The organism is Aeromicrobium sp. CnD17-E (assembly GCF_024124745.1).
Lineage (GTDB): Bacteria > Actinomycetota > Actinomycetes > Propionibacteriales > Nocardioidaceae > Aeromicrobium.
In genome coordinates, this window is the sequence record NZ_JAMXRU010000072.1 from 1 (window position 1) to 15,712 (window position 15,712).

At 74.1% G+C, this 15,712-nt stretch carries 16 protein-coding genes; 6 read left to right on the top strand and 10 right to left on the bottom strand.

Features of this window, described 5'->3' with window-relative positions; all coding sequences use genetic code 11:
- On the bottom strand, positions 1 to 425 hold a 425-nt coding region (locus NH339_RS12985), incomplete at its 3' end, for a bifunctional 2-polyprenyl-6-hydroxyphenol methylase/3-demethylubiquinol 3-O-methyltransferase UbiG (RefSeq protein WP_253025944.1).
- 74 nt (positions 426 to 499) lie between these two features.
- Between NH339_RS12985 and NH339_RS12990 the strand changes: the two genes are divergently transcribed.
- Positions 500 to 1,780, top strand: a complete 1,281-nt coding sequence (locus NH339_RS12990; protein ID WP_253025945.1) for an NAD(P)/FAD-dependent oxidoreductase — start codon at positions 500 to 502, stop codon at positions 1,778 to 1,780.
- A gap of 13 nt (positions 1,781 to 1,793) precedes the next feature.
- Here the strand turns inward: NH339_RS12990 and metF are convergent, their stop codons facing one another.
- On the bottom strand, positions 1,794 to 2,702 hold the full coding sequence (gene metF / locus NH339_RS12995; RefSeq protein ID WP_253025947.1) for a methylenetetrahydrofolate reductase [NAD(P)H]: 909 nt from the start codon (positions 2,700 to 2,702) through the stop codon (positions 1,794 to 1,796).
- A gap of 59 nt (positions 2,703 to 2,761) precedes the next feature.
- Between metF and NH339_RS13000 the strand changes: the two genes are divergently transcribed.
- Together NH339_RS13000 and pknB are read left to right on the top strand one after the other, a co-directional pair.
- Entirely contained in the window at positions 2,762 to 3,769 is a 1,008-nt protein-coding gene (locus NH339_RS13000) for a polyprenyl synthetase family protein (RefSeq protein WP_253025949.1), read from the top strand.
- A gap of 130 nt (positions 3,770 to 3,899) precedes the next feature.
- Positions 3,900 to 5,939, top strand: a complete 2,040-nt coding sequence (pknB, locus tag NH339_RS13005; protein WP_253025951.1) for a Stk1 family PASTA domain-containing Ser/Thr kinase — start codon at positions 3,900 to 3,902, stop codon at positions 5,937 to 5,939.
- Positions 5,940 to 5,996: 57 nt separating this feature from the next.
- Here pknB and NH339_RS13010 read toward each other — a convergent pair whose 3' ends face one another.
- From NH339_RS13010 to NH339_RS13020, 3 genes are all read right to left on the bottom strand, one after another.
- A complete protein-coding gene (locus NH339_RS13010) occupies positions 5,997 to 7,298 on the bottom strand; it encodes a class II 3-deoxy-7-phosphoheptulonate synthase (protein WP_253025992.1) in 1,302 nt (433 codons plus the stop codon).
- Between the two features lie 133 nt (positions 7,299 to 7,431).
- On the bottom strand, positions 7,432 to 7,935 hold the full coding sequence (locus NH339_RS13015) for a DUF427 domain-containing protein (protein WP_253025953.1): 504 nt from the start codon (positions 7,933 to 7,935) through the stop codon (positions 7,432 to 7,434).
- Positions 7,936 to 8,056: 121 nt separating this feature from the next.
- Positions 8,057 to 8,809 (bottom strand): 1-acyl-sn-glycerol-3-phosphate acyltransferase, encoded by a 753-nt coding sequence (locus tag NH339_RS13020; protein ID WP_067858325.1) that lies wholly within the window; start codon positions 8,807 to 8,809, stop codon positions 8,057 to 8,059.
- Positions 8,810 to 8,889: 80 nt separating this feature from the next.
- Between NH339_RS13020 and NH339_RS13025 the strand changes: the two genes are divergently transcribed.
- The gene (locus NH339_RS13025; RefSeq protein WP_253025955.1) at positions 8,890 to 9,675 is read left to right on the top strand and encodes a carboxylesterase; all 786 of its coding nucleotides are present in this window, start codon (positions 8,890 to 8,892) and stop codon (positions 9,673 to 9,675) included.
- Complete coding sequence (locus NH339_RS13030; protein WP_253025957.1) at positions 9,668 to 10,111, top strand: hypothetical protein; 444 nt, start codon at positions 9,668 to 9,670, stop codon at positions 10,109 to 10,111. Before NH339_RS13025 ends, NH339_RS13030 begins: the two co-directional genes overlap by 8 nt.
- On the opposite strand, the gene NH339_RS13035 is transcribed toward NH339_RS13030, so the two are convergent.
- From NH339_RS13035 to NH339_RS13050, 4 genes are read right to left on the bottom strand one after another with little or no spacing between them, the layout of a single operon-like run.
- On the bottom strand, positions 10,017 to 11,051 hold the full coding sequence (locus NH339_RS13035) for an ROK family glucokinase (RefSeq protein ID WP_253025969.1): 1,035 nt from the start codon (positions 11,049 to 11,051) through the stop codon (positions 10,017 to 10,019). The two genes, NH339_RS13030 and NH339_RS13035, sit on opposite strands and share 95 nt — an antisense overlap.
- Before the next feature lies 1 nt (position 11,052).
- On the bottom strand, positions 11,053 to 12,072 hold the full coding sequence (locus tag NH339_RS13040) for an ROK family glucokinase (RefSeq protein ID WP_253025981.1): 1,020 nt from the start codon (positions 12,070 to 12,072) through the stop codon (positions 11,053 to 11,055).
- Complete coding sequence (locus NH339_RS13045; RefSeq protein WP_253025983.1) at positions 12,069 to 12,398, bottom strand: hypothetical protein; 330 nt, start codon at positions 12,396 to 12,398, stop codon at positions 12,069 to 12,071. The genes NH339_RS13040 and NH339_RS13045 overlap by 4 nt, the downstream gene beginning before the upstream one ends.
- Complete coding sequence (locus NH339_RS13050) at positions 12,391 to 12,828, bottom strand: SRPBCC family protein (protein WP_253025986.1); 438 nt, start codon at positions 12,826 to 12,828, stop codon at positions 12,391 to 12,393. The genes NH339_RS13045 and NH339_RS13050 overlap by 8 nt, the downstream gene beginning before the upstream one ends.
- A gap of 101 nt (positions 12,829 to 12,929) precedes the next feature.
- Here NH339_RS13050 and NH339_RS13055 point away from each other — a divergent pair, with 101 nt between their 5' ends.
- Positions 12,930 to 14,717, top strand: coding sequence for a long-chain fatty acid--CoA ligase (locus tag NH339_RS13055; protein ID WP_253025988.1), 1,788 nt, complete (start codon positions 12,930 to 12,932; stop codon positions 14,715 to 14,717).
- Here NH339_RS13055 and NH339_RS13060 read toward each other — a convergent pair.
- Positions 14,684 to 15,712: hypothetical protein (locus NH339_RS13060; RefSeq protein ID WP_253025990.1), on the bottom strand; the 1,029-nt coding region annotated here is incomplete at its 5' end. The two genes, NH339_RS13055 and NH339_RS13060, sit on opposite strands and share 34 nt — an antisense overlap.

The following is a 15,712-nucleotide window of genomic DNA, read 5'->3' on the forward strand; positions in this document are numbered from 1 at the left end:
AGGGTCCGCGCGAGCACCGCGGCCGGCCGCCCCGCGACGACGACGCTCAGCACGCCGTCGGGGCGCAGCGTCGCCGCGACCGTGCGCAGCGCCTCGGCCGGGTCGTCGACGTGCTCGAGCACGCCGTGGAGCAGCGCGAGGTCCGTGCCCGCGGGGGTGACCTCCTCCCCCAGCTCGCCGGTGTCGCCCAGCACGCCCATGACCTGGTCCTGCACGCCCGCCTCGGCGGCGCGACGGTCCAGCGACGCCAGCGCGTCGGGGCTCGGGTCGACCACCGTGACCCGGTGCCCGAGCGCCGCCAGCCGCACCGCGTCGCCACCCGTGCCACCGCCGACGTCGAGGACGTCGAGCGGACCGCTGCGCTCGAGGGCCGCGACCGCGTCGAGCACGGCCTGCCACATGATCTCCTGACGCACGGGACGCATGGCGTCACTGTGTCACAGCGTGGCCGCGGGACCGGACGCTCCCGGCCCTCGCCGCCGCTCGCTAGGGTCGGGCCATGGCGCGCGTCGTGGTGGTGGGCGGAGGATTCGCCGGCACGTCCCTGGCGGCGCGGCTCGCGAAGCTGCGGCACGAAGTGGTGCTGCTCGAGGCCGGCGACCGGCTCGGAGGACGTCTGCGTGGCCACCGGGCGGGCGACGGGCTGTGGCAGCTCGACCTCGACACGTTCACGCTGCCCGGCGTCCTGCGCGACCTCTTCCGCAAGTCGGGGCGGCCGCTCGACGCGGCCCTCACGCTGCACACGCTCCCCGGGCGCCGGCACGTGTTCGCCGACCGGACCGTGATGGACCTGCCGATGGGCCGGCGCTCGGGCCAGGTCGACGCCTTCCTCGAGACGTTCGGCGAGGATCCCTGGAGCCCGTGGCTCGACCCGATGACCGAGCCGTGGGACCTCGTCCGGCGACGTCTGCTCAACCAGGTCCCGGACGCCGACTCGCTCGACCGCACGACCCGTCGCGCCCTCCGTGCCCGTCGCCCCCTGAGCCGCGAGGTGGGGCGGACCTTCGACGACGACCGGATGCGTCGCATGGTGCTCGACGACGTCGTGCTCGCCGGCGACGACCCGCGCGCCGTGCCCGCGGCCACGGCGGTGCGCCACCAGGTCGAGCGGAACTTCGGGCGGTGGGAGGTCGAGGGCGGCATGCCGGCGCTCGCCGACGCCCTCACCCGACGTCTCGAGGAGCGTCGCGTCGACGTGCGTACGGGGTGCTCCGCCTGGGGCGTCGAGCGCGACACGTCCGGCGTCACCGGCGTCCGCACCGACGACGGGGTGGTGGCGGCCGACGTCGTGGCGTGGTGCGCGCCGACCTGGCCCGACGGGCTCCCGGAGCCGGCGCTGCTGCCCCGCATCCCCGCGCACCGCGCACTCGTGCGCCTGTCGCCGGACGCCCCGGCACCCGACCTCGCCCGCGACGTCGCGGTGCACGCCGACCCTCCACTGCACCTCTGGGAGGGCTCCCCCGGCTGCTGGACGATCGCGCACCACAAGGCCGAGGACCCGCTGGTCGCGCTCGTGCGGGTCGGGATCGACCTGCGCGACCGGGTGGTGGAGCGCCACGACCTCGCCCCGGCCGACCTCGTGCGCCTGGGTCACTGGGGCTGGCAGTGGCGAGGCTGGCGCACGGTGCTGCAGCGCCCGGGCCCGACCCTGCCCCCCGGCGTCGTCATGGCCGGCGCGCACGCGCACCCGGGACCCTCGCTGGAGGCGATCGGCCTCGCCACCGAGGCGATCGCCGAACGTCTCGGCGCGGTGCCGCGTCGTCCGACGACCCCCGCCTGAGCGGGGGTCGGGGTCAGACCAGGCCCTCGCCCCGCAGCGTCTCGAAGATCTCGCGCGTCGCCTTGGAGCGGTTCAGCGTGATGAAGTGCAGGCCGGGCGCGCCCTGGGCGAGCAGGTCGCGACACAGCTGGGTGGCCAGCTCGATGCCACGCTCGCGCACCGCCGCAGGATCGTCCTGGACCGGCTCGACGACGTCGAGGACCTCGCGCGGGATCTCCGCGCCCGACAGCTCGGCCATGCGGGCGACCTGCGAGAAGTTCAGGATCGGCATGATGCCGGGCACGATCGGCAGGTCGCTCCCGCGCGAGCGGACCCGCTCGACGAGGTCGACGTAGTCCTGCGCGCGGAAGAACAGCTGCGTGATCGCGAACTCCGCGCCTGCCCGGTGCTTCGCGACGAGCACGTCCGCGTCGGGCTCGAGTCCCCCGGCGTCGGGGTGACCCTCGGGGAACGCCGCCACGCCGACCGTGAAGTCGCCGAGGTCACGGGCCAGCTCGACGAGCTCGACCGCGTGGTCCATGCCCTCCGGGTGGGTCTCCCAGGGCGCGCGGGGTCCGCCCTTGGGGTCGCCGCGCAGGGCCAGGACGTGCCGGATGCCGGATGCCGCGTACTGCTTGAGGACCGTCTCGATCTCCGAACGGCTCTGCCCGACCAGGGTCAGGTGGCCAACGGCGCGGATCCGCGACTCCTCAGCGATGCGCGACGTCACCCGGACCGTGCGGTCCTGGCTCGTGCCGCCGGCGCCGTAGGTCACCGAGACGAACGACGGACGCAGCGGCTCGAGGTCGGCGATGGTGCGCCACAGGACCTCCTCCCCCGCGTCGTCCTTGGGCGGGAAGAACTCGAAGGACACGCAGGGACGCTGGTCGCGGAGGTCCTCCACGATGGAGTGGGAGGGCACGGGCGCGGGGGCGTCGGTCACGGGCCAACGGTATCGTCCGCGACGTGGTAGCCGCCGATCTTGTCGAGTTCCGAGACGCCGTGGCCGACGAGCTCGAGCGCTTCGCCGGTCGACGCCGCGCCGAGCTCGCCGACGTCGGCACCGACCTGGCGCCGTTCCTCGACAGCGCCGTGGCCTTCGTCGCCGGCGGCAAGCGGCTGCGCCCGCTCTTCTGCCGCGCCGGTTGGCTGGTGGCCGGCGGCGACCCCGACGATCCCGCCCTCGTCACCGCAGCGGCGTCGCTGGAGTGGCTGCAGGGCAGCGCCCTCGTCCACGACGACCTGATGGACGGCTCCGACACCCGTCGCGGGAAGCCGAGCGTGCACCGCGACTTCGAGGCGCGGCACCGGGCCGTCGAGGGGGCCGTGGGCGACGCGGGGCGCTTCGGCCAGGCCGCAGCAGTGCTGCTGGGCGACCTCATGCTGTCGTGGGCCGACGAGCAGCTGCGCGCCTCCGGCCTGCCCCGGGTGCCCGAGGCGCTGCGCTACCTCGACCTCTGCCGCTCGGAGGTCGTCGCGGGCCAGTACCTCGACGTGCTGGCGCAGACCCGCGCCACCGTCACCGTCGAGGAGGCCATGACGATCGTGCGGTTCAAGGCCGCCTCCTACACGGTGGAGCGTCCGCTGCACATCGGCGCGGCGCTGGCCGGTGCCGACGACGCGCTCGTGGCGGGGCTGAGCGCCGTGGCCGTGCCGCTCGGCCAGGCGTTCCAGCTGCGCGACGACGTGCTGGGCGTCTTCGGCGACCCGGCCGCCACGGGCAAGCCGGCAGGCGACGACCTGCGCGAGGGCAAGCGGACCGTGCTGGTGGCCCGTGCCCTGGAGCTGGGCTCCGACGACGACCGTGAGCTGCTCACCCGGCTGCTCGGCACGGCCGAGGGCGTGACGCCGCTCACGGACCTCATGACCCGCACCGGCGCGCTCGCCGCCGTCGAGCGCGACATCGCCAGGCTCGAGGACGAGGTCGACGAGGCGATCGACGCGCTCGGCCCGGCAGCACGCGACGTCCTGGCACCGCTGGCGCTCAGCGCGACCCGCCGCTCCTCCTGAGCACGGCGCGCCGGGCCCTGCGGGCAACTCCCGACGAGGACACGGCCGCGCAGCACCGTCCGCGCGAGGCTGTTCTCTACACTCGTCCCAGGGTCAGCCGGCCTGTGGAGCCGACGTGAGGAGGTCCGGCGTGACGGTCACGCGTGATGATGCGCTCGTCGGACGTGTCCTCGACGGTCGGTACCGGGTGGCGGAGCGGATCGCGCGGGGCGGCATGGCCAGCGTCTTCCTCGGGCACGACGAACGGCTCGACCGCCCGGTCGCCGTCAAGGTCATGCACGCCGGGCTCGGCGACGACGAGGAGTTCTCGCAGCGCTTCGAGCGGGAGGCGCGGGCGGCCGCCAAGCTCAACCACCGCGGCGTCGTGGCCGTCTTCGACCAGGGCCGCGACGGCGACATCACCTACCTCGTCATGGAGTACGTGCCCGGGCGCACGCTGCGCGACGTCATGCGCGAGGAGGCGCCCATGCGTCCGCTGCGGGCGCTGCGTCTCCTGGCCGACGTCCTCACGGCGCTGTCCGCGGCGCACCGCGCGCACCTGGTGCACCGCGACGTGAAGCCCGAGAACGTGCTCATCACGCCCGAGGGCGAGGTCAAGGTCGCCGACTTCGGCCTGGCCCGCGCCGTCAGCGCCGCGACCACCGCCACCGGCGGCACGCTCATCGGCACGGTCTCCTACCTCGCGCCCGAGATCGTCGTCAACGAGGGGGCCGACGCCCGCTCCGACGTGTACGCGTGCGGGGCGCTGCTCTACGAGATGCTCACGGGCGTCAAGCCGCACACGGGCGAGTCCCCGATCCAGGTGGCCTACAAGCACGTCCACGAGGACGTCGCGCCGCCGTCGCTGCTGCGCCCCGAGTTGCCGCCCTACGTCGACGCGCTCGTCGCCCGCGCCACGGTCCGCGACCGCACGCAGCGCTCGCAGGACGCCGGCGTGCTGCTGCGGCAGGTCCGGCTGGTCGAGCGTGCGCTCGTGGAGGGGCTGGCCGACGACCCCGACCTCACCGCCGACCTGCTGCCGCGCACCACGGCCCCTGACGACGAGCCGACCCGCCCGGTCGTGCTCGAGCACGAGTACCCCGACGGCGCCCTCTCGGGTCCGATGTCGCCGGCCTCCGCCTCGGCCCTGGACGACGACGGTGGCGAGACCGTCCTCGTCGACCGCGAGACCGGCGAGGTCGTCGCCCGCGCGGAGCCGACCATGCGCTGGAGCAGCGACACGTGGTCGCGCACCCCCGCCGCCGCAGCCGCTCCCTCGCCACAGGAGCCGCCCGTGCGGACCCGCGACGACCGCGCGCGACGACGTGGCCGGCTGCTGCTCGTCGCCACGCTCCTCGCGGCGCTCGTGGCGGCCGGTGCCGGCTACTGGCTGGGCTTCGGCCGCTACGAGACGGTCCCCCAGCTGGTCGGCCAGGCCGAGGCGCAGGCGGCCGAGGAGGCCAAGGACGCAGGGTTCGAGCTCGACGTCACCCGGCGCGCCTTCTCCGAGACGGCGCCTCTCGGCACCGTCATCTCCACCGACCCCGCCGTCGGCGAGCGGCTGCTGCCCGGACAGAGGATCACCGCGGTCGTGTCCAAGGGCAAGGAGCGCTACGCCGTGCCCGACCTGTCGGGTCGGACCCTCGACGACGCCCGCGCCGCGCTCGAGCGGCGCAACCTGCAGGCCGGCGACGTGACCGAGCGCTACGACGAGACCGTGCCCCAGGGGCAGGTCGTCGCCGTCTCCGGCGTCAAGGTCGGCCAGCAGGTCAGGCGCGGCACCGTCGTCGACCTCGTCGTCAGCCGGGGCCGCGAGCCGATCCAGGTGCCCGACCAGACCGGCCGCACCCGCCAGGAGGCGCGCGCGGCGCTGGAGGAGGCGTCGTTCGCCGTCACGGTGCGCGAGTCCTTCTCCGACGACGTCCCGAAGGACCGGGTCATCAGCCAGTCGCCCCGGGACGGCACCCTGTTCCGCGGCGACACCGTCACGATCGAGGTCTCCAAGGGCCCGGAGTCGGTCGACGTGCCCGACGTGCTCGGTCGCCCGCGCGACGAGGCCGTGAAGGCGCTCGAGGAGGCCGGCTTCGAGGTCGACGTGCGCAACCGCATCCCCGGCTCCGACCGCGTCGTCTTCCAGGACCCGGGCTCGGGCCAGGCCAAGGTCGGCTCGACCGTCGTCATCTACGTCTGAACGACCGACGCCCCCGGACGTCGTCCGGGGGCGTCGGTGTCGGCGGGTGCCGCGGGATCAGCGCTGGTGCAGCATGTCGGCCACGAGGAAGGCCAGCTCGAGCGACTGCTCGCGGTTGAGACGCGGGTCGCACAGCGTCTCGTAGCGCGTGGCGAGGTCCTCGGCGGAGACGCGTCGACCGCCGCCGACGCACTCGGTGACGTCGTCGCCGGTCAGCTCCACGTGGATGCCGCCGGGCCAGGTGCCGAGCGCGCGGTGCACCTCGAAGAAGCCGCGGGTCTCGTCGATGACGTCGTCGAACTCACGCGTCTTGTAGCCCGTGGAGGCCTCGAAGGTGTTGCCGTGCATGGGGTCGCACACCCACGCGACCTCGAGGCCGGCGGCGGTCACCTTCTCGACCAGCGGCGGCAGGAGGTCGCGGATCTTGTCGGCGCCGAAGCGGGTGATGAACGTGATCCGGCCGGGCTCGCGCTCGGGGTTGAGCTTCTCGTAGAGCGCGATCGCGTCGTCGGCCGACGTGGTCGGGCCGAGCTTGACGCCGATCGGGTTGGCGATGTGGCTCAGCAGCTCCACGTGGGCGCCGTCGAGCTGGCGCGTGCGCTCGCCGATCCAGACGAAGTGGCTGGACACGTCGTAGGAGCGCTGGGTGCGCGAGTCGACCCGCGTGAGGGCGTGCTCGTACTCGAGGATGAGCGCCTCGTGGGAGGAGTAGAAGTCGACGGAGCGGAAAGCGTCGGGCTCCACGCCGATGGCGTCCATGAACGCGAGGGCGCGGTCGATCTCGCCGCCCACCTGCTCGTAGCTGACGCCGACCGGGCTGTTCTTGACGAAGTCCTTGTTCCACTCGTGCATCTGCCGCAGGTCGGCGTAGCCGCCCGTGGTGAAGGCGCGCGCGAGGTTCAGCGTGGCGCTGGACGCGTGGTAGACGTCGACGAGACGCTGCGGGTCGTGCACGCGCGACTCGGGCGTGAAGTCGAAGCCGTTGACGGCGTCGCCGCGGTAGGCCGGCAGGGTCACGCCGTCGCGGGTCTCGGTGTCGCGGGAGCGCGGCTTCGCGTACTGCCCCGCGAGCCGGCCGACCTTGACCACGGGCACGCTGGCGGCGTACGTCAGGACGACGGCCATCGACAGCAGCACCCGCAGCTTGTTGCGCACGTTCTCCGCGGTGACGCCCTCGAAGGTCTCGGCGCAGTCGCCGCCCTGCAGCAGGAACGCCTCGCCGCGGGCCACGGCGGCCATGCGGTCGCGGAGGTCGTCGCACTCGCCGGCAAAGACCAGGGGCGGCATCCGGCGCAGCTGCTCGAGCGCGCGCTCGCGGGCAGCAGGGTCGGCGTAGGTGGGCTGCTGGGCAGCTCCCATCGCATGCAGGTCGTCGAGGCTCGGAATGCTCACCAGGAGAGTCTAGTGCGGCTCCCCCGCAGGCTCGAAACCCGTCCGCCGGAGCGACGCTCGGCGCACGACGCCGGGCTCGGGCTGGCTGGCACGAACCGGCTCACCAGTGCAGCGTGCCGGGCGCTCCCTTGAACGGTCCCCCGACCCGCGAGGTGATCCAGCCGCCGTAGAAGTCGCCGTCCTGGGCCTGCACGACCTCGCCGTCGACGGTGCAGCGGTCCATCCGCGCGGGGTAGAGCGCCACGTGGTCGACGAGCACCTCGTAGCCCCGGGTCGGCGCGGGGTAGGTCCACGCGCCGGCGGGGACCACGCGGTCGCCCGCCACGAGGTCGAAGTAGGCCGCCTCACCCTTGTACTCGCACCACGTCCGCCGGGCGACGGACCGCAGGACGCCGTCACGGACGTCCGCGATCGGCAGGTAGTAGGTGGGCGGGTGGCTCGTCTCCAGGACCCGCAGGGCCGACGTGGTCCGCACGACCTCGAGGCCGCCGAGCTCGACGACGACCGTCTCGGAGCTGGGGACGACGGCGGGCGGGCGCGGGTAGGACCAGACGTCCTCCACGTCGGGCCGTCGGGTCTCGTGCCGGTCCTCGTCCGCGTTCATGCCGGTCGTCCTCCGCTGGTCGCGGGCCCGACACCTGCGGACCCTGCTCCCATCGTCGTCGCCCGACCTCCGCCGTGCACGACGAGTGCCGGACCGAGAGGGTGGCTGCGGCGACGGGCCGTCACTCGGGCTTGATCTGGTCCCAGACCTCGTCGGACTCCGCGCGCTCGGCCGTCCTCGCCGCCTCGCGCTCGGCCTCGCGGTCACGCTTCTTCGCGTCCTGGGCGTACAGGTCGACGTACTCCTGGCCGGAGAGCCGCATGATCTCGTACATGATCTCGTCGGTGACGGCCCGCAGGATGAACCGGTCGCCCTCCAGCCCCTCGTAGCGGCTGAAGTCGAGCGGCTCGCCGAAGCGGACGCCGGGCCGGGCCATCCGGCCGAAGACCTTGCCGGGAGGAGCCACGACGTCGGTGTTGATGACCGCGAGCGGGATCACCGGCACCCCGGACTCGAGCGCGATGCGTGCCACGCCCGTGCGTCCGCGGTAGAGCTTGCCGTCGTGGGAGCGGGTCCCCTCGGGGTAGATCCCGCAGACCTCGCCCTCCGAGAGCAGGCGCAGCTGCGTGGCGATCGCGCCGGCGGCCGCGGACCCGCTCGACCGGTCGATCGGGACCTGCCCGGCGCCGGAGAAGAACTTCTTCTGGAACCAGCCCTTGATGCCGGGCGTCTCGAAGTACTCCGCCTTCGCCACGAAGGTCACGCGCCGCGGGATCACCAGCGGCATGAACAACCAGTCGCTGTAGGACAGGTGGTTGCTCGCGAGGATGACCGCGCCCTCCTTGGGCACGTTCTCGGTGCCCTCGGCCCACGGCCTGAAGATCAGCTTCAGCAGCGGACCCAGGGCCAGGAACTTCAGGAACCAGTAGAACAACGTCGCCTCCTCAGCGTCACCCGGACACTACCGCGATCCGGGGGGTGTGCGGCGGCGACACCGTGGGAGAGGATGGTTCCATGAGCCCGTCCCCCTCCGTCGTGCCCGGAGCCGAGCCCTTCGCCCACGACGCCGGCCGCGTCGGCGTCCTGCTCAGCCACGGCTTCACGGGATCCCCCGCGTCGATGGTCGACTGGGGCCGCGACCTCGCCGACCGCGGGTACACCGTCCGGGTGCCGCGTCTGCCGGGGCACGGCACCACCTGGCAGGAGATGAACCGCACCACCTGGCGCGACTGGTACGGCGCGCTCGACCACGAGCTCGACGCCCTCCGGGAGCGGTGCGACGCCGTCGTCGTGGCCGGGCTGTCGATGGGCGGCTGCCTCGCGCTGCGCCTGGCCGAGCAGCGCCCCGCCGACGTCGCGGGCGTGGTGCTCGTGAACCCGGCCGTCGCGTCGCGCGACCCGCGGCTCAAGGCGGTGCCCGTGCTCAAGCACGTGCTGCCGTCGATGGCCGCGATCGGCGGCGACATCAAGAAGCCGGGCGTCAGCGAGGGCGCCTACGACCGCACGCCGCTGCGCGCGCTGCACTCGATGATGCAGCTGTGGGACGACGTCCGCGCCGGCCTCGACCGTGTGCAGGCCCCCGTGCTGTTCTTCCGCTCCGTCGAGGACCACGTCGTCGACGACAGCACCCTGGCGCTCGTGCGCGAGGGCGTGCGACCCGAGCTCCTGACGGTGGTCGAGCTGACCGACAGCTACCACGTCGCGACCGTCGACCACGACGCCCCGCTCATCCAGGAGCGGTCCGCTGCGTTCGTCGCGGACGTCACGGGCGGGGTCACGGGCGGGGCAGACCGTGGCTGACCGCGACGACCGCACGCCCGACGACGACGGCGAGGCGCGTCGCAGCAGCGACCGCGACGCCTTCGACGCGATCGTGGAGCGGCTCGACCTCGACCTGCCGTTCCCCCTCGGGGTCGAGCAGCCGGTCGAGCCGGAGCCCGAGCCCGAGCCGGTGGAGCTCGACGACCAGCCCGACCCGGTCGACGAGCAGTTCTACCGCCACGTCCGGCCGGGTCCGGCGCGGCCGCTGCACCGGGGTCGCGCGACCGCCTGGGCGGGCCTGGTGGGCTCGCCCCTCCTGCTCGTGCTCGCGACGGTCGGCGGCAGCTGGTTGTCGCGCCCCGTGCTGCTGGGCGCGGCGCTCACCTTCGTCGCTTCGGCGATCTACCTGATCGCGCAGCTGCCCGAACACGGACCCGGGCAGCAGGATTGGCCGGACGACGGCGCCGCGCTGTGAGGCGGGCCATGTCGGCGGCGCCGATGAGACCCGCCTCGGGTCCGAGGTGCGCGCGGACGATCCGCGCCTCCGAGCGGTAGCCGCGCCCCGTCAGGGTCCGCGAGTAGGCCTCGCGTGCGGGCCCGAGGAGCATCTCCCCGGCGTCGCTCACGCCACCGCCGACCACGAAGAGGCCGGGGTCGAGCGCGGCGGCGAGGTTCGCCATCCCGACGCCGAGCCAGTCGCCGACCTCGGCGATCCACGCGATCGCCTCCTCGTCGCCCGACTCCGCCAGGGGCGTCACGTGCGCACCCTCGACCCGCTCGGGTCCGCCGGCCGCCTCGACCAGCCGTCGACCGATGGGCGAGCCCTCCGCCACGGCGGCGGCAGCGCGTCGCCCGAGCACGCGGCCGCTGGCGTACTGCTCCCAGCAGCCCAGGTTGCCGCACTCGCAGGCGTTGCCGCCCGGCACGACCTGCATGTGGCCGAACTCGCCGGCGATGCCGAAGTGTCCGCGGTAGGGCAGGCCGTCGATGACGAGCGCCCCGCCGATGCCGGTGCCCAGCGTGATGAGGACCAGGTCGGGCTCGTTCTGCGCCGCGCCGAAGCGCCACTCCGCCCACCCGCTCGTGTTGGCGTCGTTGTCGACCATGACGGGCAGCATCGTGCGACGCGCCACCCGGTCGCGCAGCGGCTCGTGCCGCCACGCGAGGTGGGGCGCGAAGAGCACGGTCGACTGCGACGCGTCGACGAAGCCGGCCGCACCGATGCCGACGGCCTTGACCGGCAGCTCGGCGCGGAACTCGGCGGTGATCTCGACGATCGCGTCGAGCACGGCCTCGGGCTCCGTCGTCGGTGTCTCTCGACGCGTGCGGGCGATGACCCGGCCGTCCTCGTCGACCACGCCGGCCGCGATCTTGGTACCGCCGATGTCGATGCCGACGGCGAGCCTGTCCGCCACGTCAGTCTCCTGTCCGGTCGGCGGCCGCCGACGTGGTGGTGGTGCGGTCGGACGCGGCACGCCCGAGGTCGGCCGCGCCGACGATGCCGGCCTCGTTGCCGAGCGTCGCGAGGCGGACCTCGGCCACGCGTCGGTGGAACCGGGCGGGCAGGTGCTCCTCGAACGCGGCCCTGACCGGCCCCAGCACGAGGTCGCCGGCCGCGCCCACGCCCCCGCCGATGACGATGACGGTCGGGTCGAGGACGGCGGCGAGCGAGGCGCAGCCCTCGCCGATCCACGTGCCGAGGTCGTGCAGCAGGTCGATGCACAGGGCGTCGCCCTGCTGGGCGAGGTCGGTGACCATCGGACCGGTGATCGCGTCGACGCCACCGGCCCGCGACAGCAGGGCCGCCGCCGTGGGGTCGTCGGACGCCGCGCGCTCCCGCGCGTCGTGCACGAGGGCGCTGCCGCTCGCGTACTGCTCGAAGCAGCCGTGCTGGCCGCAGCCGCACAGCCGGCCGTCGCGCACGAGGCGTAGGTGGCCGACCTCCGCGGCGGCGCCGAAGCCGCCCCGGACGAGGTCGCCGTCTTGGATGACGCCGCCACCGACGCCGGTGCCGATCGTCACGAGCAGCAGGTCGTCGGAGTCGGCGCCGGCACCGAAGCGGTACTCGCCCCAGGCGGCCGCGTTCGCGTCGTTCTCGACGACGACCGGCAGGTCGAGCAGCCGCGCGATCTCGGCGCCGAGGGGCTCGTCGCGCCAGTCGATGTTCGGTGCGAAGGTGACCGTCGAGCGGTCGGCGGAGACGAAGCCCGCAGCACCCACGCCGATGCCGGCCACGGGCGCGTCGGCGCGCTCGCGCAGCCGGTCGACGAGGTCGGCCACGAGCGCCGCGATCTTCCCGCCTGCCGGCGTGGGCTCGGAGACGCTGTCCAGGATCGTGCCGTCGGGATCGACGAGCCCCGCGGCGACCTTCGTGCCGCCGATGTCGACGCCCACGCCGAGGGTCGGCGGGCGGTCCGTGCTGCGCTGACCCGTCATGGGCGCGTCTCCTCCTCGTCGTCGGCCGGTGCGGCCGTGCGGGTGGCGGCCTCGAAGGCGTCGCGCACCGTCCGGGCGAGGTGGAGGGCCGCCAGCGCGACCTCCTCGACCACCTCGGGGTTGTCCTTCACGAAGCCGACCACCTGGCACACGGGGCACCAGCTCGTCGTGCAGACGTGCTGCGACCCGCCTCCAGCCCCGGTCTCTGGGTCGTCGCGGTCCGGGGCGTCGCGCACGGCGCCGGCGACCGACTCGGTGTCGACGGCGAGCGCGCGGAGCAGCTTCAGGGTCTCCTGCCCGAGGGACCCGACCTCGTCCTCAGGCAAGGCTCTCGACCCGCTGCTTCAACCCACTCAGCGCCGCGTCGATGATGACCTTCTCCGCCTTGCGCTTGAGCGTGCCGAGCAGCGGCACGGCCACGTCGACGGCCAGCTGGTAGGTGACCCGCGTCCCGCCGTCGACCACCGCGAGCGCGTAGGTGCCGTCGAGCGCGGTGAGGACCGTGGCCTTCTCGGCCAGGCGCCACGACACCGACCGGTCGCCGTCCCACGTGTAGAGCAGCTCGTAGGTGTCGCGGATCGGGGCGGCGTCGAGCGTGAAGCGCACGTGGTCGGCCCGTCCGGCGGCGCCGGTGGCCAGCACGTCGGCCTGCCGCACGCCCGTGGCCCACGCCGGGTAGGCATCGAAGTCGGCGATGACCGCCATGACGGCGGAGGGCGCGGCATCGATGACGATGTCGCTGGTCGTGCGCGCCATGCAGCCCTCCTCGGTCGGTCGGATCCTCATCGTAGTGGGACGGCGCGTCGCCGCCGCCCCACGCCTCCGGTGCGGCGTCGACGGCGAGTAGCCTGCGCTACGTGACTGCTGCGGACGATGCCACCCGAGTCCCCGCCGCCTCGCCGGCGTCGACCGACCTGGGCAACCTGACCGACGACGTCCTCGACCGGCTCGCACGCGACCCCGACGCGGTCGCCCTGGCGCGCCGCGGGCCCGACGGATGGTCCGACGTGAGCATCGGCGCGTTCCACGCCGACGTCGTCCAGGTCGCCAAGGGCCTGCTCGCCGCGGGCGTGCGCCCCGGCGACCGCGTGGCGTTGCTGTCGCGCACCCGGTACGAGTGGACGCTCGTCGACTACGCCATCTGGTGGGCCGGTGCCGTGACGGTGCCGATCTACGAGACGTCCTCGGCCGAGCAGATCTCGTGGATCCTCTCCGACTCCGGTGCCGTCGCCGCCGTGGTCGAGAGCCCGCACCACCGCGAGCGTGTCGACTCCGTGCGCGACGCGACGGCCGCCCTCCAGCACGTCTGGTGCCTGGACGACGGCGGCCTCGACACCGTCCGTGCACACGCGTCGCAGGTCGACGACGCGCAGCTCGAGCAGGCGCGCGCGACGCTCACGTCCGACTCGCTCGCCACCCTCATCTACACGTCGGGCACCACCGGGCGGCCGAAGGGCTGCCGGCTCACGCACGGCAACTTCCGCGCCGAGCTGGGCGGGGCTCTCGAGCGGCTGCCCGAGCTGTTCGGCCGCGAGGGTGCGTCCACCCTGCTGTTCCTCCCGCTGGCGCACGTCTTCGCGCGGATCATCCAGGTCGGAGCCATCCGCTCCGGCGCGCGGCTCGGGCACACCGCCGACGTCAAGGACCTCGTGGCCGACCTCGGCGAGTACCAGCCCACCTTCGTGCTCGCCGTGCCGCGCGTCTTCGAGAAGGTCTTCAACTCCGCCAGCACGAAGGCCTACGCCGACGGCAAGGGCCGCATCTTCGACCGCGCGGTGGCGACGGCCATCGCCTACAGCAAGGCGCAGGACGCGACGACGCGACGCGGCGCACCGAAGCGCGTCGGGCCGGTGCTCGCCGCGCGGCACGCCCTCTTCGACCGGCTCGTCTACGGCAAGCTCCGGGCCGCGCTCGGCGGCCACGCCGAGTGGGCCATCTCCGGCGGCGCGCCCCTCGGCGACCGGCTCGCGCACTTCTACCGTGGCATCGGGGTGACCGTCCTGGAGGGCTACGGCCTGACCGAGACGACCGCCGCCCTGTGCGTCAACACGCCGACCGCCCAGCGCGTCGGGACCGTCGGTCGCCCGTTCCCCGACACCGAGGTGCGGATCGCCGACGACGGCGAGCTGCTGTTCCGCGGCCCGCAGGTCTTCCGCGGCTACTGGGAGAACGACGAGGCCACCGCAGCCGCCCTCGACGCCGACGGCTGGTTCGCCACCGGCGACCTCGGCGACGTCGACGATGACGGCTACGTGCGCGTCACCGGTCGCAAGAAGGAGATCATCGTCACCGCGGGCGGGAAGAACGTCGCCCCGGCGGTGCTCGAGGACCGGGTCCGGGCGCACCCTGTCGTGAGCCAGTGCCTCGTCGTGGGCGACGGCAAGCCGTTCATCGCCGCGCTCGTCACCATCGACCGCGAGGCGTGGGACGGCCCCCTGGACTCCCCCGAGCTCGAGGCCGCCGTGCAGTCGGCGGTCGACGACGCGAACTCGCTGGTCTCCCAGGCCGAGTCGATCCGCAAGTTCGTGATCCTCGAGGAGGACTGGACGGAGGAGAACGGCTACCTCACGCCGTCGTTCAAGGTGAAGCGCACCGCGGTGCTGCGCGACCTTCACGACACCGTCGAGGCGCTCTTCTCCAGGTAGGACCGCCACTGCGCGGTGATCTGCGCGACGCTGAGCCCCAGGTGACGCCGTGCGGCGTCCTCGACGTCGGCGCCGTCCCGCACGGACTCGTAGAAGGCGACGATGCGCTCGTTCGAGCGCTCCTGCGCGAGCATGCGGAACACGAGCCAGGCCGACTCGTACACGGCACCCAGCCCGTGCCCGCCCGCCGCGGCGAACGTGTCGGCGTCGGGCAGCGTGCGCGGCGGGCCGTCGGCCCGCACCTGTGCGAGCGCCTGCCCCGCGCTGACGGCGAGCGGGGCGTCGTCGCCGCGCAGCGCCACGTAGTCGGCGAAGCCCTCCGCCACCCACGTGACCATCGACGTGTCCACCGCGCCGGTGAGCAGGTGGGCCGCCTCGTGGGTGATGACGACCTGCCGGGCGCGGGCGTCCATGTCGGCGAAGAGGTCGGGGTTGAGCACGATGACGCGGGCGGTCCCGGTCGTGCCGTCGACCGTCGTCGTCACGCCGGCGATCGCCGCCACCTCGTCCTGGGTCTGCCCCACGAGCGCCGCGGTGGTCGCCCGTGAGCGCGGCGCGACCACCGTGAGGCGTCCGTCGGCGTCGGCGACCGTCGCGCGCACGGCGCGGTCGGCGCGCGTGGCGGCGGCGAGCGCGTCGAGGTCGGGCACGCCGCCGTCGACGCTGACGACCCGCACGTCGTCGGGACCCTCGCCCACCCGCACGTCACCCGCCAGCCACAGCGGCAGACGGTCCTGCCCGACGTTGGTGGCGCTGCGGACGGCGAACGTCCCGTCGCGCTGGGGGTCGAGCCGCAGACCGACCCGGCTCGACCGCACGGCCGTCCCGGCCACCGGCGAGTCGGCCCCGGCTCGCCAGGACACCTCGACGGTGGCCAGCGTCGAGCCGTCGGCGCGGTCGGCGACGTCGCCGCCGGAGAGGTAGCGCAGCGTCACCGACTCCACGCCGAGGTCGCGGCGGGCGTCCCACGCCTCCTGCGCGAACGTGCGGGCCCG

What these genes read in the sequence shown, in the direction of transcription:
- NH339_RS12990 (WP_253025945.1), top strand. Translation starts at nt 500, where the DNA reads ATGGCGCGCGTCGTGGTGGTGGGCGGAGGATTCGCCGGCACGTCCCTG.
- NH339_RS13010 (WP_253025992.1), bottom strand. Translation starts at nt 7,298, where the DNA reads ATGGGAGCTGCCCAGCAGCCCACCTACGCCGACCCTGCTGCCCGCGAG.
- NH339_RS13015 (WP_253025953.1), bottom strand. Translation starts at nt 7,935, where the DNA reads ATGAACGCGGACGAGGACCGGCACGAGACCCGACGGCCCGACGTGGAG.
- NH339_RS13025 (WP_253025955.1), top strand. Translation starts at nt 8,890, where the DNA reads ATGAGCCCGTCCCCCTCCGTCGTGCCCGGAGCCGAGCCCTTCGCCCAC.
- NH339_RS13040 (WP_253025981.1), bottom strand. Translation starts at nt 12,072, where the DNA reads ATGACGGGTCAGCGCAGCACGGACCGCCCGCCGACCCTCGGCGTGGGC.
- NH339_RS13050 (WP_253025986.1), bottom strand. Translation starts at nt 12,828, where the DNA reads ATGGCGCGCACGACCAGCGACATCGTCATCGATGCCGCGCCCTCCGCC.